Origin of the sequence: Niveispirillum sp., from assembly GCF_017996735.1 — a bacterium.
In the GTDB taxonomy this organism is placed as follows: domain Bacteria; phylum Pseudomonadota; class Alphaproteobacteria; order Azospirillales; family Azospirillaceae; genus Niveispirillum.
The window spans coordinates 1-26,117 of sequence record NZ_JAGOGJ010000040.1; the positions used below are offsets into that span (position 1 = coordinate 1).

22 protein-coding genes are annotated in these 26,117 nt (G+C 65.8%); 10 read left to right on the top strand and 12 right to left on the bottom strand.

All coding sequences use genetic code 11. From position 1 onward, the window contains the following. The 4 genes from KBA48_RS14450 to KBA48_RS14465 all read right to left on the bottom strand — a co-directional run. Window positions 1–763 (bottom strand): FAD-binding oxidoreductase (locus KBA48_RS14450; RefSeq protein ID WP_292907512.1); only part of this gene is annotated, 763 nt, incomplete at its 3' end. 123 nt (window positions 764–886) lie between these two features. After that, entirely contained in the window at window positions 887–1,810 is a 924-nt protein-coding gene (locus KBA48_RS14455) for a transglutaminase family protein (RefSeq protein ID WP_292907514.1), read from the bottom strand. Continuing rightward, complete coding sequence (locus KBA48_RS14460; protein WP_292907516.1) at window positions 1,788–4,217, bottom strand: circularly permuted type 2 ATP-grasp protein; 2,430 nt, start codon at window positions 4,215–4,217, stop codon at window positions 1,788–1,790. Before KBA48_RS14460 ends, KBA48_RS14455 begins: the two co-directional genes overlap by 23 nt. 67 nt (window positions 4,218–4,284) lie before the next feature. Continuing rightward, window positions 4,285–7,605, bottom strand: coding sequence for a DUF2126 domain-containing protein (locus KBA48_RS14465; protein ID WP_292907518.1), 3,321 nt, complete (start codon window positions 7,603–7,605; stop codon window positions 4,285–4,287). A gap of 263 nt (window positions 7,606–7,868) precedes the next feature. Here KBA48_RS14465 and argS point away from each other — a divergent pair, with 263 nt between their 5' ends. Genes argS through scpB form a run of 6 tightly spaced genes read left to right on the top strand, consistent with a single transcriptional unit; the run spans window position 7,869 to window position 13,991 of the window. Beyond that, window positions 7,869–9,614, top strand: coding sequence for an arginine--tRNA ligase (gene argS, locus KBA48_RS14470; RefSeq protein ID WP_292907520.1), 1,746 nt, complete (start codon window positions 7,869–7,871; stop codon window positions 9,612–9,614). 12 nt (window positions 9,615–9,626) lie between these two features. After that, window positions 9,627–10,949: an SPOR domain-containing protein gene (locus KBA48_RS14475; protein ID WP_292907522.1), complete on the top strand. Its 1,323-nt coding sequence runs from the start codon at window positions 9,627–9,629 to the stop codon at window positions 10,947–10,949. Beyond that, window positions 10,939–11,946, top strand: coding sequence for a beta-N-acetylhexosaminidase (nagZ, locus tag KBA48_RS14480; protein ID WP_292907524.1), 1,008 nt, complete (start codon window positions 10,939–10,941; stop codon window positions 11,944–11,946). The genes KBA48_RS14475 and nagZ overlap by 11 nt, the downstream gene beginning before the upstream one ends. Before the next feature lie 4 nt (window positions 11,947–11,950). Then, the gene (locus KBA48_RS14485; RefSeq protein WP_292907526.1) at window positions 11,951–12,640 is read left to right on the top strand and encodes a site-2 protease family protein; all 690 of its coding nucleotides are present in this window, start codon (window positions 11,951–11,953) and stop codon (window positions 12,638–12,640) included. After that, window positions 12,637–13,413: a ScpA family protein gene (locus KBA48_RS14490; RefSeq protein ID WP_292907528.1), complete on the top strand. Its 777-nt coding sequence runs from the start codon at window positions 12,637–12,639 to the stop codon at window positions 13,411–13,413. Before KBA48_RS14485 ends, KBA48_RS14490 begins: the two co-directional genes overlap by 4 nt. Beyond that, window positions 13,410–13,991 (top strand): SMC-Scp complex subunit ScpB, encoded by a 582-nt coding sequence (gene scpB / locus KBA48_RS14495; protein ID WP_292907530.1) that lies wholly within the window; start codon window positions 13,410–13,412, stop codon window positions 13,989–13,991. Before KBA48_RS14490 ends, scpB begins: the two co-directional genes overlap by 4 nt. Here scpB and KBA48_RS14500 read toward each other — a convergent pair. The 5 genes from KBA48_RS14500 to uvrC all read right to left on the bottom strand — a co-directional run bounded on the left by KBA48_RS14500 (window position 13,988) and on the right by uvrC (window position 18,789). Continuing rightward, window positions 13,988–15,211, bottom strand: a complete 1,224-nt coding sequence (locus KBA48_RS14500) for a hybrid sensor histidine kinase/response regulator (protein ID WP_292907532.1) — start codon at window positions 15,209–15,211, stop codon at window positions 13,988–13,990. The genes scpB and KBA48_RS14500 overlap by 4 nt on opposite strands. A 271-nt stretch (window positions 15,212–15,482) precedes the next feature. Further along, window positions 15,483–15,980, bottom strand: coding sequence for a molybdenum cofactor biosynthesis protein MoaE (locus KBA48_RS14505; RefSeq protein WP_292907534.1), 498 nt, complete (start codon window positions 15,978–15,980; stop codon window positions 15,483–15,485). After that, complete coding sequence (gene moaD / locus KBA48_RS14510) at window positions 15,980–16,234, bottom strand: molybdopterin converting factor subunit 1 (RefSeq protein WP_292907536.1); 255 nt, start codon at window positions 16,232–16,234, stop codon at window positions 15,980–15,982. Before moaD ends, KBA48_RS14505 begins: the two co-directional genes overlap by 1 nt. A gap of 4 nt (window positions 16,235–16,238) precedes the next feature. Further along, window positions 16,239–16,802 carry a CDP-diacylglycerol--glycerol-3-phosphate 3-phosphatidyltransferase gene (pgsA, locus tag KBA48_RS14515; protein ID WP_292907538.1) on the bottom strand — a complete coding sequence of 188 codons (564 nt, stop codon included), beginning with the start codon at window positions 16,800–16,802 and terminating at the stop codon, window positions 16,239–16,241. Window positions 16,803–16,851: 49 nt separating this feature from the next. Beyond that, entirely contained in the window at window positions 16,852–18,789 is a 1,938-nt protein-coding gene (gene uvrC / locus KBA48_RS14520) for an excinuclease ABC subunit UvrC (RefSeq protein ID WP_292907540.1), read from the bottom strand. 827 nt (window positions 18,790–19,616) lie between these two features. Here uvrC and KBA48_RS14525 point away from each other — a divergent pair. Then, window positions 19,617–20,093, top strand: a complete 477-nt coding sequence (locus KBA48_RS14525; RefSeq protein WP_292907542.1) for a phasin family protein — start codon at window positions 19,617–19,619, stop codon at window positions 20,091–20,093. 173 nt (window positions 20,094–20,266) lie between these two features. Here KBA48_RS14525 and KBA48_RS14530 read toward each other — a convergent pair whose 3' ends face one another. After that, the gene (locus KBA48_RS14530) at window positions 20,267–21,478 is read right to left on the bottom strand and encodes a helix-turn-helix domain-containing protein (RefSeq protein WP_292907544.1); all 1,212 of its coding nucleotides are present in this window, start codon (window positions 21,476–21,478) and stop codon (window positions 20,267–20,269) included. 333 nt (window positions 21,479–21,811) lie between these two features. Between KBA48_RS14530 and KBA48_RS14535 the strand changes: the two genes are divergently transcribed. Further along, window positions 21,812–22,453: a hypothetical protein gene (locus KBA48_RS14535; RefSeq protein ID WP_292907546.1), complete on the top strand. Its 642-nt coding sequence runs from the start codon at window positions 21,812–21,814 to the stop codon at window positions 22,451–22,453. A gap of 6 nt (window positions 22,454–22,459) precedes the next feature. Here the strand turns inward: KBA48_RS14535 and KBA48_RS14540 are convergent, their stop codons facing one another. Next, window positions 22,460–23,491 (bottom strand): MBL fold metallo-hydrolase, encoded by a 1,032-nt coding sequence (locus tag KBA48_RS14540; protein ID WP_292907548.1) that lies wholly within the window; start codon window positions 23,489–23,491, stop codon window positions 22,460–22,462. Window positions 23,492–23,678: 187 nt separating this feature from the next. Here KBA48_RS14540 and KBA48_RS14545 point away from each other — a divergent pair, with 187 nt between their 5' ends. Further along, entirely contained in the window at window positions 23,679–23,864 is a 186-nt protein-coding gene (locus tag KBA48_RS14545) for a hypothetical protein (RefSeq protein ID WP_292907550.1), read from the top strand. Window positions 23,865–24,095: 231 nt separating this feature from the next. Beyond that, window positions 24,096–25,160 carry an OmpA family protein gene (locus tag KBA48_RS14550; RefSeq protein ID WP_292907552.1) on the top strand — a complete coding sequence of 355 codons (1,065 nt, stop codon included), beginning with the start codon at window positions 24,096–24,098 and terminating at the stop codon, window positions 25,158–25,160. A 133-nt stretch (window positions 25,161–25,293) separates the two neighbouring features. Here KBA48_RS14550 and KBA48_RS14555 read toward each other — a convergent pair whose 3' ends face one another. Next, window positions 25,294–25,965 carry a response regulator transcription factor gene (locus KBA48_RS14555; RefSeq protein WP_292907554.1) on the bottom strand — a complete coding sequence of 224 codons (672 nt, stop codon included), beginning with the start codon at window positions 25,963–25,965 and terminating at the stop codon, window positions 25,294–25,296. Between the last annotated feature and the right edge of the window lie 152 nt (window positions 25,966–26,117).

The window sequence follows — 26,117 nt, forward strand, 5'->3', positions numbered from 1 at the left end:
TATAGGTGCCCGCCGGCATCACCCGGGTGCGGATCGGGGGGCACAGCCCGCCCAGATAGGCATTGCCCGCCAGGACCAGGAAGCGGGCCGACACCGTGCCCGTGGCCGTGTAGGCCTTGGGGTGGCTGCCCGTGTCGATGCGCACCACGCGGGTGCCCTCATGGATGCGCACGCCCAGCCGCTCCGCCGCCGCCGCCAGGCCCAGCGCATAGTTCAGCGGGTGAAGCTGTCCGCTGCCGGCATCATACAGGCCGCCCAGATAGGCGTTGGTGGCGACCATGCCCCGGATTTCGTCGCGCCCCACCATGCGCGTCCTGTCATATCCCAATTCTTCCAGTTCGGTCTGATGCTCGTCGAGCGCGGTCATGTGCCGGGGCTTCAGGGCGGCCAGGAGATAGCCCCAGGTCAGGTCGCAATCGATGCCGTGCTGTTCCACCAGATCGGCCAGCATCCGCTTGGCTTCTTCCGACATGTCCCAGAGATGGCGGGCATCCTGCTTGCCGACCAGCCCCTCCACCTCGCCGATGCCCTTGTTGAAGCCGGTGACGATCTGCCCGCCATTGCGCCCCGATGCGCCCCAGCCCACGGTTTCCGCCTCCAGCACAACAACCGACAGGCCCTTGCCGGCCAGTTCGATGGCGGTCACCAGCCCCGTATATCCACCGCCGACAATGCAGATATCAGCGCTCGTATCCCCCATCAGCATCGGGCGGGCGGGCGACGGATGCGCCGTGGCGGCGTACCAGGAGGGGGCGTGCGGCATGGGTCGGTCTGACTGTTCCGTGGTACCGGATCGCGGTTAAGGGCCTATGATGGCAGAGGCAAGGGCGGGCGCAAACAGGATCGCCGTGCGGGCGGCGGCCTTCACGGGTCGCCGGTCCGGTCCTTATTCCACGGCGTCCACGTCCACGGCAACCAGAACGCCATGGTTGCCGCCGCCCAGGATCACCCCGCGCAGGGGGCAGACATCATCATAATCCCGGCCCCAGGCCAGGGTGAGATGGTCTGTGTCACATTGCCGCCCGTTGGTGGGGTCCAGGTCGATCCAGCCATCATCCGGGCCGCACCAGACCTGCACCCAGGCATGGCTGGCATCGGCGCCCTGCAGCTTCGGCTTGCCCGGCGGCGGCAGGGTGCGCAGATAGCCCGAGACATAGCGCGCGGGAAGACCCAGCGCCCGCAAGGCACCGATCATCAGATGGGCGAAATCCTGACAGACGCCGCGCTTGCGGGTCAGGACCTCGCTGATGGGCGTGCTGATGGTGGTGGCGGTGGGGTCGAAGCTGAAATCGGCATGGATGCGCCGCGTCAGGTCCAGCGCCCCTTCGCCCACCGCCCGGCCCGGCGGGAAAAAGGCGGCGGCGAACAGGGTCAGGGCCATGTCGGCCAGGGGCACCCGCGCCGAGGGACGCACGAACTCCGCCGTTTCACCCTGCGACGTGGCCAGGGCCGCCACCTCTTCCCAGCAGGGCGTGGCCTCGGGCACGAAGGCCGGCGGCGGGGCCACCGTGACCTCGATCTCCGCCGTGACCACCAGTTCGCGGTGCGGCGTCTGCAGCGCGGCATAGGTGACGGGATTGCCGAACCAGTCGCGCCGCTCCGTCACGACGCCGGGCCAGGGCACGATGGAAAGGGTGGCCATGTGGCAGGTCTGGCGCGGATGGGCGCGCGGGGCCAGATGGGCCAGCATATGGGCGCTGGTCACCGGGTCGGCATAGCCATAGCGGGTCACATGCCGGCAGTGATAGCGCACGGCACCGCGTTCCTTGCCTTCCACGGCATCCTCTTCACGTCGTGCGGGCAAAGACATGGCTGAAATAGGCCTGGCTGAGCAGGTTGGAGATTTCGGGCAGAAGCCGTCCCAACCGTTCGGTCAGGTCGGCCAGGGCTGTGGGGTCGCGGGTCGGCTGCGGGTCGGCGACAAGGTTCGCCGCCGTTTCCAGCAACTGGTTGGCCAGGACCGTCGGGTTGACCGACAGGCCCTCGCCATCGATGGCGGGCAGTTTCACCAGTTGCCGCTGCACCGTCTTGATCTGAAAGGCCAGGGAGCGCGGATGGTCGTCATCGGCCAGCAGCAGCGACAGCACCGGTTCGCGCCGGATGCCCACCGGATGCCGGTCGCGATAGGCGGCGCCGGCGGCGGCCAGTTCCAGCAGCACCGACAGGGACGCCACCGTCCCGGCCGTGCCGGCGCCCAGGCCACAGCCATTGAAGGCGCCCACAATGCCGATGGCCCGTTCCAGACGCCGGCCCAGCACCAGGAACCGCCAGGCCGGCCCCCGCGACATGCCGTCCAGTTCCAGACCGATCAGGGAGGCCAGCAGCCGCGATACCTCGTCCAGGCGCAGATGCATGGCGGCCGGGTCGGCCTTCAGCGGCTGCGACGCCACCTCGCCCAGCACGGTCAGCACCCGGGTGAACTCACCGGGCAGGCGGTCGCGCACACCCGTGGCGGCACGGCGCAACCGGTCCATGGTGGCGCGCAGCCCGCCCGGATTGGCCGGATCGGCCACGATCTCCAGCGCCTGGCGCATGCCGCGCACGGCGTCTGCCTGGGGCAGGGCCGAAATCTCCAGCGGGATCAGGCCGTTGAAGCCCATCAGGCGCAGCAGCGGCACCAGTTCCTCCTCCGCGCCCGGATGGGCATCGTCGGACAGGCGGCGCGCGGCGGCGCGCAGGGTGCGGACGGCGGTATCGGCCCGTTCGGCATAACGGCCGACCCAAAACAGATGATCGGCCGATCGTGACGGCAGATCACCGGCGCGGGGGCCGCTGTCGCCGCCGCCATCGGGCATCATGGCGGCCGTGCCGCGCCGGCGCTGCGGCTGCCCCAGGCTGGCGCCGACGATCCAGACATCCTTGGCCCCGGCGCCCGTCTGCAACGTTACCGAGGCAAAGCGTTCGTCGGCGGAAATGCGGGCCAGACCGCCCGGCATCACCATCCAGTCGCCATCCGGCATGGCGCAGGCAAAGGCGCGCATCACCAGGGGGCGGGCTACCTTCTTTCCATCGCGCCAGACGGGGGCGGTGGAGGGCACGACCGGTTCCTGTGCCACCCAATCCTGGGGCCGGCGGCGCAGGCTGGCGGCCAGTTCGGCCCGTCCCGCCGCCGTCAGTTCCGGCCCGAAGGTGGTACGGTGGCCCATGCTGGAATAGGCGGGGCGGAAGACCAGCCGGTCCAGCCCGGCCACCATCTCCGCCCGCTGCCGCGTATCCCCACCCCAATAGGTGGGCACATCGGCCAGCAACGGCGCCTCGCCCAGCAGATGCCGGGTCAGGGTGGCCATCCAGGGCATCAGGGCGACACTGTCCGTCAGACCGCTGCCCAGGCTGTTGCAGATGGCGACATTGCCGGCCCGCACGGCCTCCACCAGCCCGGCCACGCCCAGCGCGCTGTCGGGGCGCAGTTCCAGCGGGTCACAGAAATCATCATCGACGCGGCGCAGGATCACGTCGATCCGTTCCAGCCCGCCCAGCGTCTTCAGATAGACCGCCTGATCGCGCACCGTCAGATCCGCCCCCTCCACCAGGGTCAGACCCAGATGGCGGGCCAGGAAGGCATGCTCGAAATAGGCCTCGTTCAGGGGGCCGGGCGTCAGCAGCGCCAGGCGCGGGCATCCGTCCGGTCCCGACCGGCGCGGGGCCAGATTGATCAGGGTCTGGCGCAACTGCTCAAAGAAGGGTGACAGCCGCTCGACATTGCAACCCCGGAACGACTCGGCCAGGGTCTGGCTCATCACCACGCGGTTTTCCAGCGTATAGCCCGTGCCCGTCGGGGCCTGGGTGCGGCTGTCCAGGACACGCCAGATGCCGTCGCGGTCGCGCACCATGTCGGTGGCCACCAGGGTCAGCCGCGCGCCCGGCGCCAGATTCATGCCGTGGCAGGCGCGCAGGAAACCCGGATCGCCCAGGACCAGTGCCGGCGGCAGAACGCCATCGCGCAGAAGCGTCTGCTCGCCATAAAGATCGGCCAGCATCCGGTCCAGAAGCCGCGCCCGTTGCCGCAGCCCCTCCGCGATCATCTGCCATTCCGACTGGGGCAGCAGCATCGGGATCGGGTCCAGCGGCCAGGGCCGGTCCACCCCCTGCGGGTCGGCATAGGCGTGATAGGTCACGCCATTCTGGAACAGAAGCCGCCGGCCCGCGTCCCAGCGTTCCTCCATCGACGCGCTGTCAGCCGCCCCGGATGAGATGAAACTCTGCCAGTGCGCGCGCACATGTCCATCCCCCGTGACCATTTCGTCCCAGGGTTCCGCAGATGCGTCCGCTCTGTCGCGGGGAAGATCAGCCAAGGCGTAAGTCAAGGGTCAACGGGAACTCGGGGTTTCTGATCTCGATCGGGGCCGCCATAGGCCCCGGCGTGTGGCCGAACGGGAAGAACCTGGCCAGCCGCCGCCCCTCCGCCTCGTTGGCATTGACCGGGAAGGTGGTGAAGTTCCGCCCGCCCGGATGTGCCACGTGGTAGGTGCAGCCGCCGATCGAGCGACCCGTCCAACTATCCACGATATCGAAGATTAGCGGCGTATGCACGGGTATCGTTGGGTGCAAACAGTTAGGTGGCTGCCATGCACGGTATCGCACGCCGGCCACGAACTCCCCTTCGGTGCCCGTCGGATGCAGCGGAACCTTGCGCCCGTTGCAGGTGACGACGAACCGGTCGTCGGTCGCGCCGGCCAGTTTCACCTGCACCCGTTCCAGGCTGCTATCCACAAAACGCACGGTGCCGCCGCCGCCCGGCTCCTCCCCCAGCACATGCCACGGCTCCAGCGCCGACCGCAATTCCAGGTTCAGACCGCGCTGGCTGACATGGCCCAGGGTGGGGAAGCGGAAGTTCAGATGCGGCTTGAACCAGCTTTCCTCGAACGCATAGCCGGCGCCACGCAGGTCCGACACCACGTCCTGGATATCCTGGGCCACAAAATGCGGCAGCATGAAGCGTTCATGCAGCTTGGTGCCCCAGCGCACCAGCTTGGCGCGATAGGGCTGTTTCCAGAACCAGGCGATCAGGGTCCGTAGCAGCAATTGCTGCACCAGGCTCATCTGCGCATGCGGCGGCATTTCGAAGCTGCGCAGTTCCAGCAGGCCCAGGCGGCCTGTGGAACTGTCGGGGCTGTACAGCTTGTCGATGCAGAATTCGCTGCGATGGGTGTTGCCCTGCACATCGACCAGCAGATGGCGCAGCGCCCGGTCCACCAGCCAGGGCGGGCAGTTGGCGCCCGCCTCGTCCAGGATCTTGAAGGCGATTTCCAGCTCGTAAAGGCTGTCATGCCGAGCCTCGTCCACGCGCGGATGCTGGCTGGTCGGGCCGATGAAGGTGCCGGAGAACAGGAACGACAGCGACGGATGGTTCTGCCAGTAGGTCAGCAGCGAGCGCAGCACATCCGGCCGGCGCAGGAACGGGCTGTCGGCCGGCGTCGGCCCGCCGACCACCACATGGTTGCCGCCGCCCGTGCCGACATGGCGGCCATCCAGGGCGAATTTCTCCGTGGCCAGCCGGCTTTGCCGCGCATCCTCGTACAGGTCCGTCGTGTTGGCGACCAGTTCGTCCCAATTGGATGCCGGATGGATATTCACCTCGATCACGCCCGGATCGGGGGTGACGGCGATGCTGGCCAGACGCGGGTCCTTGGGCGGGCCATAGCCTTCCAGCACGACCGGCATGTCGCGTTCGACACAGGCGGCCTCGATGGCGGCGATCAGTTCCAGCCAATCCTCCAGATAGGAGGTGGGCGGCATGAAGATATAAAGGCGGCCGTCGCGCGGCTCGACGCACAGGGCCGTGCGCACCACCCACCAGGCCGACTCGCCCTTGTCGGGCACGCCCTCACGGACATCGGCCATGCGGCGGTGCCGTGCGCTGGGTTCCGTCCTGCCCTTGTTCTCCGCCACCAGTTGCGTCAGTTCCTCATAGGCGGGCAGGGGTGTGCGCGGATCGAACGGGTCCTGTTCGTAATGATAGGGATATTCGGCCGGCGCCACCCAGGGCAGGGACCCCAGCGGCAGGCGATAGCCGACGGGGCTGTCACCCGGTGCCAGCAGCAGCTTCTCCGAGCGCGTGGACCAGGCGGAGGAGAGCCAGACCGGCCCCGTCGCCTCGTGCCGGCGGTTCAGGGGCAGGGCGAAGCCGATGGGCTGGTCCAGCCCGCGCTCGAACACCCTGGCCAGGCGCGACCGCTCCTCCTCATTCTCCAGCTTGCTGTCGAACGGGTCGACATTGATGGGGAGCTTGCGTTCCTTGTTGATGTAGTACCAGGGGTCCTCGAATGCGGCGCGGGCATAGTCGCCGGGAATGCCCAGCTTTTCGGCCAGGGTGCGGATAAATTCCTCCGCATGGCTGGCCTTGAAACCGTAATCCTTGCGCTCGTCGGCCTGATATTCGTCATGCGTCCACAGGGCGTCGCCATCCTTGCGCCAGTAAAGCTGCAAGGCCCAGCGCGGCAGGCTTTCGCCGGGATACCATTTGCCCTGGCCGAAATGCAGCAGGCCGCCCAGCGCGAAGCGCCGCTTCAACCGGCGGATCAGGTCGCCGGACAGCAGGCGCTTGGTGGGGCCCAGGGCGGCGGTGTTCCATTCCGCCCCGTCCATGTCGTCGATGGAGATGAAGGTCGGCTCCCCGCCCATGGTCAGGCGGATGTCGCCCGCCACGATCTCCCGGTCCACCTGCTTGCCCAGCGTGTCGATGGCGGCCCACTGGTCGGGCCAATAGGGCTTGGTGGTGCGCGGCTGCTCGCGGATGCGGGTCACCGACATTTTATGTTCGAACGACACCTCGCACGGGTCCAGCCCGCCGGTGACCGGGGCCGCGCTGAACGGATCGGGTGTGCAGGCGACGGGGATGTGCCCCTCACCGGCCATCAGGCCGGAGGTCGGGTCCAGCCCGATCCAGCCGGCACCGGGCAGATAGACCTCGCACCAGGCATGCAGGTCGGTGAAATCCGCCGTCGGCCCCTCTGGTCCTTCCAGGGGCTTCTGGTCGGCGACAAGCTGGATCAGGTAGCCCGACGCAAAACGCGCGGCCAGGCCCAGATGCCGCAGCGCCTGCACCATCAGCCAGGCGCTGTCGCGGCACGACCCGGTACATTTCTCCAGCGTCTCCTCCGGCGTCTGCACGCCGGGTTCCAGGCGGATGACATAGCCGATGGCCTGTTGCAGCTTGGCGTTCAGGCCCATCAGGAAATTGACGGTCGCCTGTTCGGACCGGTCGATCTCCGCCAGGAAGGCGGAGAGCAGGGGGCCGGCGGGTTCGGTTTCCAGAAACGGTTTCAGATCCTTGGCCAGCAGCGGGTCATAGGTGAAGGGCACCTTCTCCGCCGCCGGTTCCAGGAAGAAATCGAACGGGTTGATGGCGGCCATGTCGGCCACCAGATCGACCTCCAGCGTGAATTCCGTGGTCTTTTCCGGGAAGACGAACCGGGCCAGCCAGTTGGATTGCGGGTCCTGCTGCCAGTTCAGGAAATGCTTCTTCGGGGTGACCTTCAGCGAATAGGACAGGATGGGCGTGCGCGCATGGGGGGCCGGACGCAGCCGCACGATCTGTGGCCCCAGGCTGACGGGCCGGTCGTAGCGGTAGATGGTCTTGTGGTTCAACGCGACATGAATACCCATTCGCTCCTGTCCCCCAACCGATATGCGACCGTCGGATGACGGTGGGATGACGGTAACACCAAAAGGGAAGGGGGTTAAGGTGCGTTGCAGCAATTGTTGGTCTGCTCGCGCATTCCCGGTGGCTGGCCGCCACATTCCCGCCCTTCATTTCTGCATGCTGTGCGGACGCGAAGGTTCGGTGTAGGGTGCCGGATGACTTCGCGGATCGGCCGATTCCGCGTTGGTCGCGTCATGCCCGGATACACTCGATCAAGTTTGGAAAAATGAACGTTTTCAAAGACTTCGAAGCCAAGATCCATGATGCCCTGAACCAGTTGGTTCAGGCTGGTGACCTGCCGTCCGGGCTGGACTTCTCCCGAATCACCGTTGAACCGCCGCGTGACCCGTCGCATGGCGACGTTTCCACCAATGCCGCGATGATCCTGGCGAAGCCGGCCGGAAAACCGCCGCGCGCCATCGCCGAGGCCCTGGTCGCCCGGCTGAAGGATACGGCCAGCGTGACCGAGGCGTCGGTCGCCGGTCCCGGTTTTGTGAACCTGCGCATCGATACCGGCCTCTGGCTGTCGCGTCTGGCCGACATCCTGAACCTGGGTGCTGCTTTCGGGTCCAGCAATCTGGGCCAGGGCAGGCCCGTGAATGTCGAATATGTCTCGGCCAACCCGACCGGCCCCATGCATGTGGGCCATACGCGCGGCGCCGTGGTGGGCGACGCGCTGGCCCGGCTGCTGATCAAGGCCGGCTTCAACGTCACCCAGGAATATTACATCAACGATGCCGGCGCCCAGGTCGATGTGCTGGCCCGCTCCGCCCACCTGCGCTACCGCGAGGCGTTTGGGGAGACGATCGAAATCCCCGCCGGCCTTTATCCCGGTGACTATCTGGTCCCCGTGGGGCAGGCGCTGAAGGACCAGTATGGCGACAGGTTCCTGAACGCGGAGGAGGCGGAATGGCTGCCCCTGTTCCGGGAATTCGCCGTGGCGCAGATGATGATCCGCATCAAGGAGGATCTGGCGCAGATGGGCGTGAAGCATGATGTCTTCTCGTCCGAACGCGCCCTGGTCGATGCCGGTGCCGTTGATCTGGCGCTGAAGACGCTGGAGGAACAGGGACTGATCTATACCGGTGTGCTGGAGCCGCCGAAGGGCAAGAAGCCCGACGATTGGGAGCCGCGCCCCCAGACCCTGTTTGCCGCCAGCCGGTTCGGCGACGATGTCGACCGGCCGCTGAAGAAGTCGGATGGTTCCTACACCTATTTCGCCAACGACATCGCCTATCACTTTGACAAGTTCCGCCGGGGTGGCGGCGACCTGATCGACGTGCTGGGCGCCGACCATGGCGGCTATGTGAAGCGCATGCAGGCCGCCGTCACCGCCATCACGGGCGGCAAGGGCGCGCTGGACGTCAAGATCTGCCAGCTTGTCAACCTGATGGATGACGGCCAGCCGGTGAAGATGTCCAAGCGCGCGGGCCGGTTCGTGACCCTGCGCGACATCGTGGACGAGGTGGGGGCCGGTGTCGTCCGCTTCATCATGCTGACCCGCCGCAATGACCAGACCCTGGATTTCGACGTGGCGAAGGTCACGGAACAATCCAAGGAAAATCCCGTTTTCTATGTTCAGTACGCACATGCGCGCTGCCATTCCGTCCTGCGCCATGCGGCGGAGACGGGGGCGGATCTGTCGCCCGCATCGCTGGCGGCGGCCAACCTGTCGCGTCTGTCGTCGGACGAGGAAGTGGCCATCGTGAAGCAGATGCTGTCCTTCCCCCGCATGGTCGAAGCGGCGGCCGAAGCGCATGAGCCGCACCGTATCGCCTTCTATCTCTATGAACTCGCTTCCTCCTTCCACGGTCTGTGGAATAAGGGCAAGGATGACGCATCCATGCGTTTCCTGATCGAAGCCGATGCCGACCTGACCCGCGCCCGTCTGGCGCTGGTGACATCCGTGGCCCAGGTGATTGCCTGCGGTCTCGACATCCTGGGCGTTGAGCCCGTCAAGGAAATGCGTTGAGGCGCCGTTCCCATGACCTATTATGATGATGAGGATGACAAGGGCCAGAACCCGCCGCCCCCGGCGGGTCGTCCGGCCCCGCGCGCGGAATTCCGCGCCGATCCATCCTTCAGCCCCCGTGCCGGCTATCCGCCGGCCCCGCAACCGCCGCAGCAGCCACAGCAGCAGCATCCCCAGGCTGAACCCAGCCCCATGGATGATTATGTGCAGCCGCAGCGGCATGTGCCCCCGCCGCCGCCGCTGAGCGCGCAGCCCGTTCCGCCGCCGCAGCAGCAACCGGCGCCCGATACCTATGCCGATCCGGCCGCCGCCGGCTATCGTGCCCAGGCGCAGGATCCCCAGGCCGATCCGCATTATCAGCAGGGCTATCCGACCGGGCCGGCGGCACAGCAGGCCCAGGATGCCTATTACCAGGATTATGAGCAGCAATATCCGGGCTATCACAACCCGGCACCGCCGCGCCGACGCAACCTGCTGAATATCGGTGTGTTTGCCGGTGCCATCATCGTTTTCGGCGGCATTATCTTCTATGCCTATAACCAGGGCATGCGGGCCGGCACCGAAAGCGTGGCCCCGATCCTGCGCGCCGACAGCAGCCCCACCAAGATCCGCCCCGAACAGCCGGGCGGCATGGAAGTGCCGCATCAGGACAAGCTGGTCTATGACCGGCTGAACCCCTCCGGCAGCACCCCGCCGGGTGAGGTGGAACGTCTGCTGCCGCCACCGGAATCCCCCATGGAGCGTCCGCGCGCCGACATGGTGGAACCGGCGGAGGATATGCCGATGGCGGAGGAAGGGGAGGGGGCCGTCGCCGCCATGCGCGAGGCCCCGGCAGAGGAACCGGCCTATCAGCCGCCGGCACCGCAGCCGGTCCCCACCTATGCGCCCCCCGTCGCCACCCCGGCCCCTGCGCCACCACAGCAGCAGCCGGTGCCGGCCCCGGTGCCCGCCCCCCAACCGCCGCAGCAATTGCTGCCGCAGCAGCCGGCCCAGACCCGCCCCGCCGTCGCGCCGCCCCCGGTGGCAGCGGCGCCCAAGCCGGCCCCCACCCCGGCTCCTGCCGTCGCGGCGCAGGCCAAGCCCGCCACGGGCGGCCCCGCCGTCCGTGTGCAGGTTGCCGCCGTGGATGCGGAAGGCAAGGCCGCGGCCGAATGGCAGCGTCTGCAGCGCAAATTCGCCGGTGAGCTGGGCGGCCTGCCCATGCGTACCGTCCGGGTGCAACTGCCCAAGGGTATCTTCTACCGTATCCAGGGCGGACCGGTGGATGAGGCGCGGGCCAAGCAGATCTGTGCCGCCATGGCGGCACAGGGTGCGGGGTGCAGCATTGTCCGCTGATATCGCGGCCCTGGTTCTGGGATGTGACGGCACCGTCCTGTCGGCGGCAGAGCGGGATTTTTTCCGCGATGTCAATCCGCTGGGCTTCATCCTGTTCCGCCGCAATGTGGAGGATCCGGCGCAGGTGCGCGCGCTGGTGCGTGACCTTCGCGATGCTGTCGGCCGCCATGCCCCCATCCTGATTGATCAGGAAGGCGGGCGCGTGGCCCGCCTGCGCGGGCCGCACTGGCCCGACCTGCCGGCGGCGCGCGCCATCGGCGACCTGCCCGATGCGGAGATGGCGACACAGGCCGCCTGGCTGCACGGGCGTCTGCTGGCCGCCACGCTGGCCGACCTTGGCATCGATGTTGATTGCGCACCCGTCGCCGACGTGCCGGTCCCCGGTGCGCATGATGTGATCGGTGACCGCGCCTTTGCCATGGACCCGGACAGGGTGGCCCGCCTGGCGGGGTCACAGGCGGCGGGGCTGCTGGCCGGCGGTGTTCTGCCCATCGTCAAGCATATACCCGGCCATGGCCGGGCCTTCGCCGACAGCCACAAGGAATTGCCGGTGGTGGGCGCAGGCCGGGCCGACCTGGAGGTCTGGGACTTCGCGCCATTCAAGGCGCTGGCCCATCTGCCGGCGGCCATGGTGGCGCATGTCGTCTATACCGACATCGACCCCGCCCTGCCGGCCAGCGTGTCGCCGACCGTGATCACCGACATTGTCAGGGGTCATATCGGCTTCGACGGGCTGTTGTTCAGCGACGATCTGTCCATGCAGGCCCTGTCCGGCACGCTGGGTCAGCGCACGGCGGCGGTTCTGGCGGCCGGCTGCGATGTGGCCTTGCATTGCAACGGCCGGATGGAGGAGATGCGGGACGTCGTTGCCCATGCGCGCGCGCTGGATGCAGAGGGCTTGCGCCGCTGGTCCGCCGCCGCCGGCCTTGTCGCGCAGGCGCCTGAAACCGATATCAATGCCATGCGTGCCGAATTCGATCGGCTGCTGGCGGGGTGAGAGCATGCCCGATTTTCAGGAAATCCTGTTCAAGCTGTCGATCATGGCCTTGCCGGCCCTGCTCGCCATCACCCTGCATGAGGCCGCGCACGGCTATGCGGCGCTGAAATTCGGCGACCGCACGGCCCAGATGCTGGGCCGCCTGTCCTTGAACCCGCTGCGTCATATCGATCCCGTGGGCACGGTGTTGCTGCCCATGACCATGTTTGTCTTCACCGGTTTCATGTTCGGCTGGGCCAAGCCCGTGCCCGTGGATTTCCGTAATCTGCGCAATCCCAAGCGGGACATGATCTGGGTTGCCGCCGCCGGGCCGGGGGTGAATTTCCTGCTGGCCTTCGTGTCCGCCCTGCTGCTGCATATCGCCCCGATGGCGCCCGGTTTCATGGCCGACTGGATGGTGAACAATCTGGCGGTATCGTTGCAGTTCAACGTGCTGCTGGCCCTGTTCAACCTGATCCCGCTGCCGCCGCTGGATGGCGGGCGGGTTCTGGTCGGCATTCTGCCCATGCCGGCCGCCCGGCTGGTTTCACGGCTGGAACCCTATGGCATGGGCATCCTGCTGCTGCTGGTCTTCCTGATTCCGTTTGCGGCCGGGCATGCCGGGTTCGACTTCAACCCGTTATTCATGGTGCTGGGGCCGGCCACCAACTGGGTGGTGAACGCCATCGCGGGCCTGGCCGGCCTGACGTCGTGAATGCGGGGTTCGAGGAGACACCCGTCGGTGACGCGCTGCTGCTCGACATTGACGGGTTTGAAGGGCCGATCGACCTGCTGCTGACGCTGGCCCGTGACCAGAAGGTTGATCTGACCCGCATTTCCATCCTGCAACTGGCCGAACAGTTCCTTGCCTTCGTGGCGGAGGCGCGGCGCCTGCGTCTGGAACTGGCGGCCGATTATCTGGTGATGGCGGCCTGGCTGGCCTATCTGAAATCCCGTCTGCTGCTGCCCGATCCACAGCCCGACGAACCGTCGGCCGAAACGCTGGCCGCCGCCCTGACCCTGCAATTGCAGCGGCTGGAGGCGATGCAGGGCGTGGCGGCCCGCCTGATGGCCCGCCCGCGCCTGGGCCGCGACCGGATGGTGCGCGGGGCGCCCGAAGATCTGCCGATCTTCGCCAAGCATCGCCACGACCTGTCGCTCTATGATCTGCTGAAGGCCTATGGCGATATTTCGGGGCGTCAGGCGCGGCAGTCGCCCTTTACCATTCCGGTAACGGAATTATATTCGATCGAAGAGGCCGTGGCCCGGCTGGAGGCCATGCTGGGCCGCATTCCCGACTGGTCCTATCTTTCGGCGCTGCTGCCGGCCGGCTGGCGCGGGACGGGGGTGAAGGCGCGGTCGGTGCTAGCCAGCAATTTCGTTGCGATCCTGGAATTGGCCAAGGCTGGCAAGCTGTCACTGCGCCAGGATGGTGCCTTCGCACCGATCCAGTTGCGCGCCCGCCGGGAGGGGGAGGGTCAGGAATGAGCGATCTTTTTGATGCCGATACCCAGTTGCTGCGGCTGCTGGAGGCCATATTGTTCGCATCCGCCGAACCGGTGTCCGAAGAGGCGCTGCAAGCCCGGATCGGCCCCACGCCGGTTCGGCCCCTGCTGCTGCAACTTGAAAATCTCTACCGCTATCGCGGCGTCAATCTGGCGGCGTCCGGCGGGCGCTGGGCCTTCCGCACCGCCCCCGATCTGGGTGATCAGTTGCGCACCGAGGTGGAGGTGACGGCCAAACTGTCCCGCGCGGCGGTGGAAACGCTGGCCATCGTCGCCTATCACCAGCCCGTCACCCGGGCGGAGATCGAGGCGATCCGGGGTGTCACTACGTCAAAGGGCACGCTCGACATTCTCATGGAGGCGGGCTGGATCCGTCCGGGCCGCCGCCGCGAAACGCCCGGCCGGCCGCTGACCTGGGTGACGACACCGCATTTCCTGGATCATTTCGGTCTCGAATCATTGCGTGACCTGCCGGGGGTGGATGATCTGCGGGCTGCCGGCCTGCTGGATAAATCCACACCACTGCCCACCCTGCCAGGGCTTGACCCTGTCGGTGATTAACCGACGGGGTCAGGTGCATCTGAGGGCAGCCGGACACTGACCACGGTTCCCTTGCCCGGAACGGACGAGATATCCAGCTCTCCGCCCAGCATCTCAACAAAGCGGCGGGTCAGCGGCAGGCCCAGTCCGGTGCCTTTCGGATGCGGCCGGTCGGCCTGGCGCACCTGGCCGAAGGGCCGCATGGCGGTGGCTATTTCCTGGGTCGGGATGCCGATACCGGTGTCACGGATGACCAGGATGACGGCCCCACCATCGTCCAGGCCCGCCACCTCGACCGTGACGCGCCCGCCGCGCGGGGTGAACTTGATGGCGTTGGAGGCCAGGTTCAACACGATCTGGCGGATCTTCTCTGGATCGGTACGGATACGTAACGGTATGTCCGGCACCTTGATATCCAGGTTGATGCCCGTCCCCTCCGCCAGTTGGCGCAGCATGCGGGCGCTCTCCTGCACCGTCCGGCCGATATCGATGTCGCGGATATCCAGCGGTTCAGCGCCGGCTTCCGCCCGGGCCAGATCCAGGGTGCCATCGACGATGGTCAGCATATGGGTCGCGGCCTGATGAATATCGACGGCATATTCGCCATAGCGCGGATCCCCGTGGGGGCCATGCGCCTCGTCCCGGATCAGTTCGGAAAAGCCGATGATGGCGTTCAGCGGTGTGCGAAGCTCATGCGCGGCGCCGGCCAGCACGTCGCTGGTGCTGCGCTGGCTGGCACGTTCCGGTTTCTGCGCCTGGTCCAGCAGCTTGCGCTGGGCCGCCTTCAGCAGGTCCAGGGCCTCGTTCAGGCGCTGGTTGCGTTCGGTGGCGACCTGTTCGGCCTGTGACAGACGCTGGCGCAGATGCAGATGGGCCAGAAGGCGGATTTGCAGTTCGGCCAGCGTTTCCGGTCGTTCCATGACTTCCAGCACGCCCAGTTCTACGGCCTGAGTCCGTTGCTGCGGCGTGACATCATCTCCGACCATGATGATGGTTGGATCCAGGGGCAGGTCGGCGGCCTTCACATTGCAGACAAGGCCCAGCGGCGCCCCGATACCGTTCAGGTCCACCACCATCAAGGCCGGCTGGTGCGACCGGCAGATGGACAGCACCCCTTCCTCCGTGGGCAGGAAGCGCAAATCGACAGGGGGCGTCAGCCGCTTAAGCGCAGCAGGGGCCGGATAACGTGACTTATCCCCGCCGATCACCAGGATGGTGGCGGGATTTTCCTTTAGGTGCATTTCAGCGCTGATGAGGTTTTACCTGCTAATATATGTGGCACAGCGGGTGCCGAATGTCGCCTGCAACCTTGCAGTTGTTTCCGCATGGGGGATGCGAATTGATGGTAGGTGTTATGTCATGGGTCAAATTCTTTACCGATGGTACGGCGGCGATTGCCGCCGCGCGGCCCATGCCGCGTAGCCAAGGGCGCGGATACGCCTGCCGGCGACTGAGGCGCACGAAAGCTTGACCATCGCTCGTGATTTCGTGCCGCTGGTATTATGCCATCGGTCAGGATTCTGGACCGATGGTATTCGACCTGCCGCGCCAGCCTTCGGCCGCCGCCGCGTCACTCTCCCGTGCCGCCACCCAGCGGTCGCCATCGCTTCCGGTTTCTTCCAATTTCCAGAAGGGGGCTTTGGTCTTCAGCCAATCCATGATGAAGCGGCAGGCATCGAACGCCGCCTCGCGGTGGGCGGATGCGCAAGCGACCAGCACGATGCGTTCGCCCGGCTCCATGCGCCCATACCGGTGGACGATCAGGCAGGCCGACAGGGGCCAGCGTGTCCACGCCTCGGCCTCGATGGCTTCTAACTGCCGCTCTGTCATGCCGGGATAGTGTTCCAGCGTCAGGGCGCGGACCGTGCCGGCCGCTTCGCCCGCCTGCGGATGCAGGTCACGGACCAGGCCGGTGAAAGAGCAGACGCCGCCGATCCCGGTATCGCCATCGGACAGGGCCGCCAGTTCGGCCCCGATGTCGAAATCCTGCCGCTGGACCCTGACGGTCATCAACCGCCCGTGACCGGCGGGAACAGGGCCACCTCGTCACCCGCCGCGACCGGGTGGGTGAAGGGCACATATTCCTGGTTCACGGCCACCTTCACGACATCCAGATTGGCCAGTGCGTCGGCATAGCCCGCCCCGCGCCCGCGCAGCCAGTCGATCAGGCCCGCCACATCCGTGACGCCGTCCGGCATCGCCACCCGCTCCTCGGCCATGCCGATCTTGGTGCGCAGCCAGGCGAAATAGAGCAGCTTGAGCATAAGGTCACCCCTGTGGGTTCAGCATATGGCGCAGGCCGGCGCGCAGATAGTCCCAGCCCGTCAGCAGGGTCAGGGCGGCCGCCAGCCACAGCCCGACCTCGCCGATCAGGGTGACGGGCCAGCCCTCCGGCCCGTCGGCACCGACGATCAGCCAGCCGATGGCCCCCATCTGGATGCCCGTCTTCCATTTGGCAAGCTGGCTGACGGGCAGGGAGATGCGCAGGCCCGCCAGGAATTCGCGCAGACCCGACACCATCACCTCGCGCAGCAGGATGATGATGGCGGGAATGATGGCCAGCCCGTTGATCTTGCCCACCGCTGCCAGCATCATCAGCACGGCGGCCACCAGCAGCTTGTCGGCGATCGGGTCCAGGAACTTGCCGATCAGGCTTTCCTCCCGCCAGATGCGGGCCAGATAGCCGTCGAACCAGTCGGTGATGCAGGCCGCCGCGTAAAGGCCCAGCGCCGTCCAGGCGCTCCATTTTCCCGGAAAGAAGAACAGGGCCACGACCACGGGGATCACCGCGATGCGCGACAGGGTCAGGATATTGGGCAGGCTGGTCAGCATGGGCGCCAAGTCAGGGTGTTAGCGGGGGCCGGGGCCGGTGGGGCGCATCCTATCCTTCCCCATGGAAGTGATCATAGATGATTCTGGCGACGGCCTCGCTGATGCCCTCCACGGCTTGCAGATCGGCCAGCCCCGCGCGGGAGACAGCGCGGGCGGAACCGAAATGCAGCAGCAAAGCCTTCTTGCGGCGCGGCCCGATTCCCTGGATCTCGTCCAGGGGCGAGGCGCTGATGGCCTTTTCCCGCTTGGCCCGGTGGGTGCCGATGGCAAAGCGGTGCGCCTCGTCGCGCAGGCGCTGCAGGTAATAGAGCACGGGGCTTTTATGCTCCATGCCGAAGGGCGGGCGCCCCGGCATGAAAAACCGCTCGCGCCCCGCATCGCGGTCGGGACCCTTGGCGATGGCGACCAGGGGCACATCCTCGATACCCAGTTCGGCCATCACCTCCATCACCACGCCCAACTGCCCCTCGCCACCGTCGATCAGCACCAGATCGGGCCAGGTTTCGCCGGCCCGTTCCGGGTCCTCCTTCAGCGCGCGTTCGAATCGGCGGGTGAAGACCTCGCGCATCATGGCGAAATCATCACCGGCGGCCTCGGGCGCCTTGATGTTGAATTTGCGATAGGCGTTCTTGATGAACCCGTCCGGTCCCGCCACGATCATACCGCCGATGGCATGCGCGCCCTGGATGTGGCTGTTGTCATAGACCTCGATACGCTGGGGCGACTCGGCCAGACCGAACGCTTCGGCCACGCCGACCAGCAGCTTGGCCTGGCTGCCCGTCTCGGCCAGGCGGCGGCCATGGGCGTCGCGGGCATTGGTGATGGCGTGATCGACCAGCCGCTTCTTGTCGCCGCGCTTGGGCGTGTGCAGTTCCACCTTGGACCCGGCACGCACCGACAGCGCCTCCTGCAACAGCGCTTCCTCGGCCAGATCATGGCTGACCAGGATCAGGGGTGGGGCGGCCTTGTTGTCATAGAACTGGGCGATGAAGGCGGCCAGGACCTCCTCGACCTCCATCACCTTGTCATGGCTGGGGAAATAGGCGCGGTTGCCGTAATTGCGCCCGCCCCGGAAGAAAAAGACCTGCACGCAGGTACTGCCCCCTTCCTGATAGGCGGCGATGATGTCGGCATCGTCCACGCCCTCGACATTGATGTCCTGATGGGCCTGGATGGCGGTCAGCGCCCGGATACGGTCACGCAGCTTGGCGGCGCGTTCGAAATCCAGCGCTTCGGCCGCGGCCTGCATGTCGGTGGCCAGCGCCGTCTGAATGTCGCGGCTGCGGCCTTCCAGGAACTGTTTGGCCTCGCGAACCTGCTCGGCATACTCGCCAGCCGTCACCTTTTCCACGCACGGCGCCGTGCAGCGCTTGATCTGGAACTGCAGGCAGGGGCGGGTGCGGCTGTTGAAAATGGTGTCGGCGCAGGTGCGCAACTGAAACGCCCGCTGCAACGCCGTCAGCACGCGGTTCACGGCCCCGGCGGACGCGAAGGGGCCGTAATAGGACCCGGCCTCGGTCCGTGTGCCGCGATGCTTGCTCAGTTGCGGATAATCCCGCCCGCCCGTGATCAGGATATGCGGGAACGTCTTGTCGTCGCGCAGCAGCACATTGTAGCGCGGCATCAGCTTCTTGATCAGATTCGATTCCAGCAGCAGCGCCTCCACCTCCGTATGGGTGGTGACGAACTCCATCTGCGTGGTTTCGGCGATCATGCGCTGCAGGCGGATGGGCAGCTTGACCGGCATCGTATAATTGGTGACGCGCTTTTTCAGGCTGCGCGCCTTGCCGACATAGAGCGCGTCCCCCTCATCATTCAGCATCCGGTACACGCCCGGCCGGTCGGGCAGGGTGCGCAGATAGCCCTTGATGATCTCCACCCCCCGGTTCAGGTCCGCCACGGCGCGTTTGCGCTTGCCCGGCGCGGCGGCGGGCGGGGCGTCCGTGAGGGGGGCGGGGGGCGGAATATGGTCGGCATCGTCGGTCATGGTGCAGCATGTGGCGCATCCCCGCGCGCGGGTCAATCACCTGCTGAACCCACGGCTCTTTACCGCCGTCGGGTATGGCTCCTGTCCGGAAGGGATAACGGTAAGCGGCCCCGTCGGCGCATCCGGCTGGCGCATGGCGGCAGAGACCTCCCGGTACTGATTTCCACGGAACCTGTGGATAAGTCTGCGGACAAGTGCTGGGTGGCAGGGGTGGGAGCAAGGGAGTCTGCGGCTTCCAACGCATTGCTCAAAAAATAGGCAGAAAAAATCATACCATTGATTTTATTGATATTTTTGGAAGTCAAGCCGACACGGGATTGTCATGAAGCCCATTCCGGGGCTTGACATCGCAAAAGGGACCCGCGTAGCGCGGCAGATTGTCGGCCTGTGTAAAAAGCTAGGACCATGGGCGCAGACGGCAGGACGCAATTCGCGCCGGATTGGGACACCAGCCGTTCAGCCGCCTGTTAAGACTTCGTTTACGTGGGCGGCCGGGAGGGGGCCGGTTCTTAATCTGTGACTGGGTCCCTGCCCTAGGAACCGGGGGGCGGGGAGGGGAAGCGCCGCCTTTATCCCTGGGAATAAAGACCGTCCCCCGGCCGCCATGACCCCTGATGGTGGATGGCAGCCATGCTCTGCTACCCAACATATCGGATCGAAATGATCAGATGGTTGAAATTCCAGGGATATTGTGCGGTGCAACAAAGAAGTTGACGAAAAAAGCGGCAAAGTGCATTATAGGGTCCGGATATATTGCGATGCAGCAGGGATGGTCCCGTGCTGCCGCTATCCACTGTTACTGACGACAGACAGCAATGGGGATCACGATGGCCACCACCAAGAATCCGTTTCTGGACTTTGATCCGGCGAAGTTCTTCGACATGAACCGCTTCACCGATTTCCAGAAGGCGTTCGCTGACTTCAAGCTGCCCAGCCCCGATTTCGAGGGCGTGGTCGCCACGCAGCGCCGCAATGTGGAAGCCATCGTTGCCGCCAACCAGCTTGCCATCGAAGGTTATCAGGCTGTCGCCCGCCGGCAGGCCGAGATCATCCGGCAGTCGCTGGAAGAGACCTCCGCCGTGGTCACCGAACTGCTGACCCCCGGCACCCCGGAAGACAAGGTGACCAAGCAGGCTGCCCTGGTGAAGGCCTCCTTCGAAAAGGCCTCGGCCAATCTGAAGGAACTGTCTGAACTGGTGGCCAAGTCCAACAGCGAAGCGGCCGAAGTGCTGTCCAAGCGCGTCAAGGAAAGCATCGAGGAATTGCAGGGCGTCCTGGCCAAGGTTACGGCCAAGAAGGCCTGATCCCGTCCCATCGACGTTGCCGTCAGTTGAAGGCCGCCCCTCGGGGCGGCCTTTTTCGTTGGGCGGGGTTTTGTCACGCGGCTGGCGCCGTCCCCATGGGGCTGGAAAAGAAAAAGGGCCCCGCCATGATGACGGGGCCCTTTAACGCGGCGTGATGCCTGCAATCGACGATATCAGCCCCGGGGCTGCTGCGGCTGCGGCATGTTGTGACGATAGGCCGGGAAGGGGATGGGACGCGCCTCTTCCTTGCGGCTGGCCGAGATTTCAATCTCCATCCGGGCGATGACCTTGCGCAGCTCGTGCAGCGCGTCGGTCAGCCCTTGTACGCCGCCCGCCTGGCCCTTCCAGGCCCGATAGGCTTCGGCACAGGCCTTGGCAGCGGCATCCATGCGTTCATCGGCCGGGGTCGTCGGAACCTCCGCCGCTTCCAGCCGGGACGGATTGCGCTGCTGCTGGCGATAGGGATAGACGACATCCGTCGGGCTGTCCGTCACGAATTGCTCGGGCGCCGGACGCTCGGCGGCACGGCTCTCGCCCGCGACATTACGGTCGCGGTCGAAATCGCGTGGCGGACGGGCCTCCAGACGGTCCCGCGGCGGACGTTCGCCGAAACGGTCGCGCTGCGGACCCTGCTGTCCCCCTTGCGGGAAACGCAGATGACCTTGCTGCTGGCGGCGTTCGCCCTGCTGCGCACCCCGATCCTGCCGGGGTTCGCCCCGGAAGTCGCCGCGCGGCTCACGGTCGCCTCTCGGCTCCCGCGGTTCCCTCGGCTCGCGTGCTTCCTGGCCGAACCGTTCGTTCCGCTCGGGCCGGGCTTCGCGCGGTTCCCGGGGCGGGCGTGGTTCACGTGCCTCAAAACGCCGTGTCGGCTGTTCGCCCGGACGGCCGCTGTCATGCACCAGCGGGCTTTCGCGCGACGGTTCGACGCTGGCCGCCTCGGGTGCGGCCGCAACCTCGGGCACCACCGGCGCCGGCGCCACGGCCTGCACCGGTGCCGGCGCGGGGGCTGCGGGCGCAGGTGCCACGGGCGGTGCCACATTCAGGACCGGCACGTCATCGGCGGGGCGGGCCTCGACCGACCGCGGGGCACGCCGTGGGCGTGGTGTTTCCACCGGGGTTACGGCCACGGGCGGCGGCGCCGGCTCCACCGCGACGGGCGGCTCGGGCGGGGTATCCGCCGTCTCCTGTCCATCGCTGCTCAACCCGGCGGCTTCCGCCTTGCGGACGATGTAGGAGATGGCGCTGGGCGTACAGTCGAATTCCCGGGCGATGGCGGACAGGGTAGCCCCCGCCTTATAGCGCTCCAGGATCCGCGGCCAAGCGGACTGCGGAATACGACCCCGACGCTTCGGGGACTCCGCGTCACCTTCGGTTTCGGCGTTCAAGATATCACTCGGTTGCCAGAGAGGCTCATGCATGATGCAGCGGATTCACAGTCGCAGGCAGTCCTGTCGCATAAGCAGGCCTTTTGCTGGGACCCGCGGGTCACGGCTTGCCATACGAAAGGGGCTGCCAGGATTTGTGGACTCAGATATGGGGGAATTGTTTTCGAAATGAAAGAGAAACTGCGCAGGAAAGCCAAAAAAACCGGTCGGCGCGTCACGACCGGAACGGTTGGGTAACGAAATCACCGGCCCCGCCGCTGGCCGTGCTTGCAGGGCGATGCGGCTTGCGGCACAGTCCGCGCAGTTTCATCCCGTTGCAACGGATATGCCCGCATGTTGCCCTTCCGTCCGGTCGCCCGCGCCGTCGGTGCGCTTTCCCTCGCCACCCTTCTCGCCGTCTCGCCGGCGCTGTCGGCGCCGTCCAAGGGACCCTGCTACTCGGTACAGGAATTCGCGGCCGAACAGGGCATCCGGCTGCACACGGAACTGATGGTGGTGGGCCTGACCTGCCAACATATGGACGTCAAGGGTGAACCCAGCCTGTTCAATCAGTACAAGATGTTCACCCTTAAACATCAGGCCCGCATCCAGCAGTGGGAAAAGACCCTCGTCGCCTATTTCAAGCGGACGACCAGTGGCAACCCGACACGTGGCTTCGACAGTTTCCGGACCCGTCTGGCCAATGAAACCTCACAGCGCGCCATCGCGCTGACGACGCCGGTCTTCTGCGGGACGCATGCGCCGGTGGTCGCGGCGGCAATGGCGGCCAGCCTGGAGGAGATCGAACGTGGCCTGTCGCCCGATGCGGCCGGCGTGCGCATGGCGAATGCCCCGCGCTGCGACAAACCGGCGCCGACCATTCTGATGGCCGACGCGGCGGCGGCGGCGAATGCCGTACCGGCCCGTTCCCCGGCCGCCGTGTCCGGTGCCGCCGCCGGTGCCGCCAAGACCAAGGCCAAAAGTTCAGCGCCCTGAGTGTGATCAGGGTGGGGTGAACAGCCAGGCGCCGTCATCCGGGCGATGATGGCGCCGCAAACGGCCCTGTTCGACCAGATGGTTGAGATGGGCCAGGGCCTCGCCCGTGGCAAAGGTCATCTGGTGGGTGTCCAGGGTGCGGTTGAACATGGCGCGGGTGATCTGCGCCACGGTCCGGCCGCCATTGGCGCAGTCCCGTTCCGCATCGGCCAGCCGCTCCTCATGGTGGCGCAGCAATTCATCAATGCGGCCGTGCAGTTCCTGAAAGATCGGCCCGTGCGAGGGCAGGACCAGGGTGTCCGCCGGCAATTCGCGCAGCCGCCGCAAACCATCCAGGAATTCCGCCAGCGGGTCGGCGTACGGTTCGGCGGGCCAGACGCTGACATTGGGGCTGATGCGCGGCAGCACCATGTCCCCAGCGATCAGGACGGCGCCATCGGCGCGGTACAGGCAGGCATGTTCGGGGGAATGCCCGCCCGACGTGATGATGCTCCAGTCATGGTCGCCGATGCGCAGACGCTGGCCGCCCGACAGCCGGTTGAAGCAGGCCGGAACCACCGGCACGCCACGGGCATAGGCGTTCCCCCGCGCCGTCAGGGCGGCCAGCACCGGTCCGTCCAGCGCCATGGCGCTATAGAATTTGCGGCCCGCCTCGGCGTTCTCCTCCGAACTGTCCAGGCACAGCATGCGCGCCAGAAGCCATTCGGAACGTGTCATGTACAGGGGCGCGTTGAAGCGCCGACATAGCCAGTCCGCCAGCCCGATATGGTCGGGATGAAAATGGGTGACGATCACCCGCCGAACCGGGGCATCGCCGAGCAAATCGGCTGCGACTTTTTCCCACAGGCTGCGGGTCAGGCTGCTGGCGACGCCCGTATCGACCAATGTCCAGGCGGCATCGCCATTTTCCAGCCGGTCGGCCAGCACCCAGACATTGATATGGTTCAACTGGAACGGCAGGGGCAGGCGAATCCCCCAGACTCCGGGGGCGGCCTGGGTGATTTGCGGGTCGGGAACGGTCGGGGACGGTGCGGTCACGGTCGATCGGACCTTTCTTGAAAGCAGGGACCAGGATAAATCCGCGAACATAATCGTTCAGAAGACATAGGACAAATGACCGGGATTTGCCATGCCGGTGGCATTGTCATCAAACAGTGATCGCAACCGTCATCATCGGCGGTGTAGAGCGCGGCCCGTCGATGCCTGTGTGCAAGGGACGCGGAAAATGCATGAGCAAACTGGCGTAATCATTGAAATTGAAGAAGAAGCGCTGGGTCTGCTGGTGCACGGGGATGATGATCTCGTGTTCCACGCGGTCCATCCAGCCGTGCAGCGTCTGCATGGCAAGCGCTTCAATGATGGTGTCGCGGCGCGGCGCGAAGCGATGAAAGCCTTCCGCAGCGCGGCGTAGAACAAACGCAAATTCTCCGGCATGATTGTTTAGCCATATGGGCTAGTATGTTTGTCCACCAAGTTGCCACCTTGAGTCGGCAGCACAATTTCTGTAAGTCTGGTGTGGACGGATGCCGCTGGGTTTTCCCCGGGCGTCCGTGACAGAACAGGTCGCCGCCGGGATCTTCGCCTGAATCCAGGTCCCGACGCAAAAGGTGATCGCCCCAAGGGCCCATAAGGAGAATGAAAGATGAAACTGCACCATTTGCTGATGGGAACCGCATTGGCTCTCGTGCTGCCCATGGTCGCTTCGGCACAAACTCTGCCGGAAGGTCCCTATATCGGGTCCCAGATCGGCGTGAACTGGCTGCAGGATCTGGACTTTAAGACGGCCACGACCACCAACAAGGTCAAGTCGAAGGAAAGCATCGCCGCCGTGTTCGAAGGTGGCTATCAGTTTGGCGACGGCCTGCGCCTGGGTATCGAGGGTGGGTATTCCCTGCATCAGGTCGACAAGATCAGCCCGGCCCTGGGCAATCCGATCGGTGACACCACCACCTTCACCCTGATGGGTGTGGTCCAGAAGGAATTCGACACGGGTTCGGCGTTCCGTCCCTATGTCGCCGCCGGTCTGGGCTGGGGCTGGGTTGACACCGACAATGTCGGTCCGGTCTTCACCGCGCCCTACTATTCCAACGCCGCGCAGGACAATTTCGCTTACCAGTTGGGCGCCGGCGTTGCCTACGCTCTGTCGCCGGGTCTGGATCTGACCATCGGCTATCGTTATCAGGGCATCGACGACCTGAAGTTCAAGAACGAGAACCCGGTCTACAAGACGAACTACAGCTCGCACAGCGTGCTGATCGGCGTGCGCACCGTGTTCGGCTCGGTCCAGGAAAAGCCGGCCCAGGCCACCACGGTCGTTGCGCCGCCCCCGCCGCCGCCGCCCCCGCCGCCGCCGGCCCCGGTTGCTGCGCCGACCATCACCCGCAACTTCACGGTCTTCTTCGACTGGGATCGTTCGGTTCTGTCGGCTGACGCGCAGCAGGTTCTGCAGAACGTGGCCCGCGACGCCAAGGCTGGTAAGATCGTTCAGATCAACGTTGCCGGCCATGCCGACACGTCGGGTCCGTCCGATTATAACCAGAAGCTGTCGCAGCGCCGCGCCGAGGCTGTGCGTGAGTATCTGGTCAGCCAGGGCCTGCCGGCCAATCAGGTGGCCGTGGAAGCCAAGGGTGAGACGGATCTGCTGGTCCCGACCGCCGATGGCGTCCGTGAGCCGTCGAACCGTCGCGCCGTCATCGTTTTCCCCTGATCGGGAACGCATGATCCCCGCCGGTCCCCTGGGGCCGGTGGGGCGCAACGAAAAAGGGCCGCTGGTAACAGCGGCCCTTTTTTACTTTGATGGTTGGATTTTTATTTTAAATTGATGCTGTTTTACGTTCCGATCACGCCATCGGCGCGATGCCATGTTCCATGGCCCAGATCGCCGCCTGGGTCCGGTTGCCTGCATTGATTTTCCGCATCGCGTTCTTGAAATGCATCTTCACGGTGCTTTCCGTGATGGACAGGCGCCGGGCGATGGCCTTGTTGGAATGGCCGCTGATGACACAGGCCAGGATCTGGGTTTCCCGCGGGGACAGATCGGCGCCGCCGCCTTCCCCATTGGTTTCCGTGGCCGTGGCCATGGGGGCTGGCGCCTGGCCCAGCCCCTGTGTCGCGGCGGCCGGATAGACCGCCTGGCCCAGCAGGATCAGGCGGACGGCCCGCAATACCGCGTTGAAGGATGCCGCTTTCGACACATGCCCATGGGCGCCGGCCGCCAGACTGCGGTTCAGCGATGCCTGCGACAGGTCGGCGCTCAGCACCAGCAGGCGTGCATCCGGCGCGGCATTGCGCAGTCTTTGCAGGGGATCGGCATCATCCGACCGGTCCAGGCCCGATGGATCGGCGATGATCAGGGCCGGCGGGGCAAGCGGCGCCTGCGCAAGGGCCTGTTCCGCTATGGAAAGCGAAGGAAGCGGCGACTCCACTTGCATGCCCTCCTCTTCCAGGAGGGCGGCCAGGGCGGCACTGAACAATTGGTCATGATCGACCAGCATCACGGAACCGGATGTCATCCCCGCATACCCCCTTCGATTCAGCCCATTCCCATCGCCGCTGAACCAGGCGCATGCCGCATCCGACGGGAATTTTTCCCACGATTCCAAGCCTTTTGGGCCTGACGCTGAAATTTTAGTTAAAATACAATCGATAGATCGACGGACGAAGT

Coding starts and splice junctions, on each gene's coding strand:
- KBA48_RS14555 (WP_292907554.1), bottom strand. CDS start 25,965: ATGACATCCGGTTCCGTGATGCTGGTCGATCATGACCAATTGTTCAGT.
- uvrC (WP_292907540.1), bottom strand. CDS start 18,789: ATGACCGACGATGCCGACCATATTCCGCCCCCCGCCCCCCTCACGGAC.
- moaD (WP_292907536.1), bottom strand. CDS start 16,234: ATGCTCAAGCTGCTCTATTTCGCCTGGCTGCGCACCAAGATCGGCATG.
- KBA48_RS14455 (WP_292907514.1), bottom strand. CDS start 1,810: ATGTCTTTGCCCGCACGACGTGAAGAGGATGCCGTGGAAGGCAAGGAA.
- KBA48_RS14500 (WP_292907532.1), bottom strand. CDS start 15,211: ATGCACCTAAAGGAAAATCCCGCCACCATCCTGGTGATCGGCGGGGAT.
- KBA48_RS14545 (WP_292907550.1), top strand. CDS start 23,679: ATGCATGAGCAAACTGGCGTAATCATTGAAATTGAAGAAGAAGCGCTG.
- KBA48_RS14475 (WP_292907522.1), top strand. CDS start 9,627: ATGACCTATTATGATGATGAGGATGACAAGGGCCAGAACCCGCCGCCC.
- KBA48_RS14485 (WP_292907526.1), top strand. CDS start 11,951: ATGCCCGATTTTCAGGAAATCCTGTTCAAGCTGTCGATCATGGCCTTG.
- argS (WP_292907520.1), top strand. CDS start 7,869: ATGAACGTTTTCAAAGACTTCGAAGCCAAGATCCATGATGCCCTGAAC.
- KBA48_RS14550 (WP_292907552.1), top strand. CDS start 24,096: ATGAAACTGCACCATTTGCTGATGGGAACCGCATTGGCTCTCGTGCTG.
- scpB (WP_292907530.1), top strand. CDS start 13,410: ATGAGCGATCTTTTTGATGCCGATACCCAGTTGCTGCGGCTGCTGGAG.
- KBA48_RS14505 (WP_292907534.1), bottom strand. CDS start 15,980: ATGACCGTCAGGGTCCAGCGGCAGGATTTCGACATCGGGGCCGAACTG.
- KBA48_RS14535 (WP_292907546.1), top strand. CDS start 21,812: ATGTTGCCCTTCCGTCCGGTCGCCCGCGCCGTCGGTGCGCTTTCCCTC.
- KBA48_RS14465 (WP_292907518.1), bottom strand. CDS start 7,605: ATGGGTATTCATGTCGCGTTGAACCACAAGACCATCTACCGCTACGAC.
- pgsA (WP_292907538.1), bottom strand. CDS start 16,802: ATGCTGACCAGCCTGCCCAATATCCTGACCCTGTCGCGCATCGCGGTG.
- KBA48_RS14525 (WP_292907542.1), top strand. CDS start 19,617: ATGGCCACCACCAAGAATCCGTTTCTGGACTTTGATCCGGCGAAGTTC.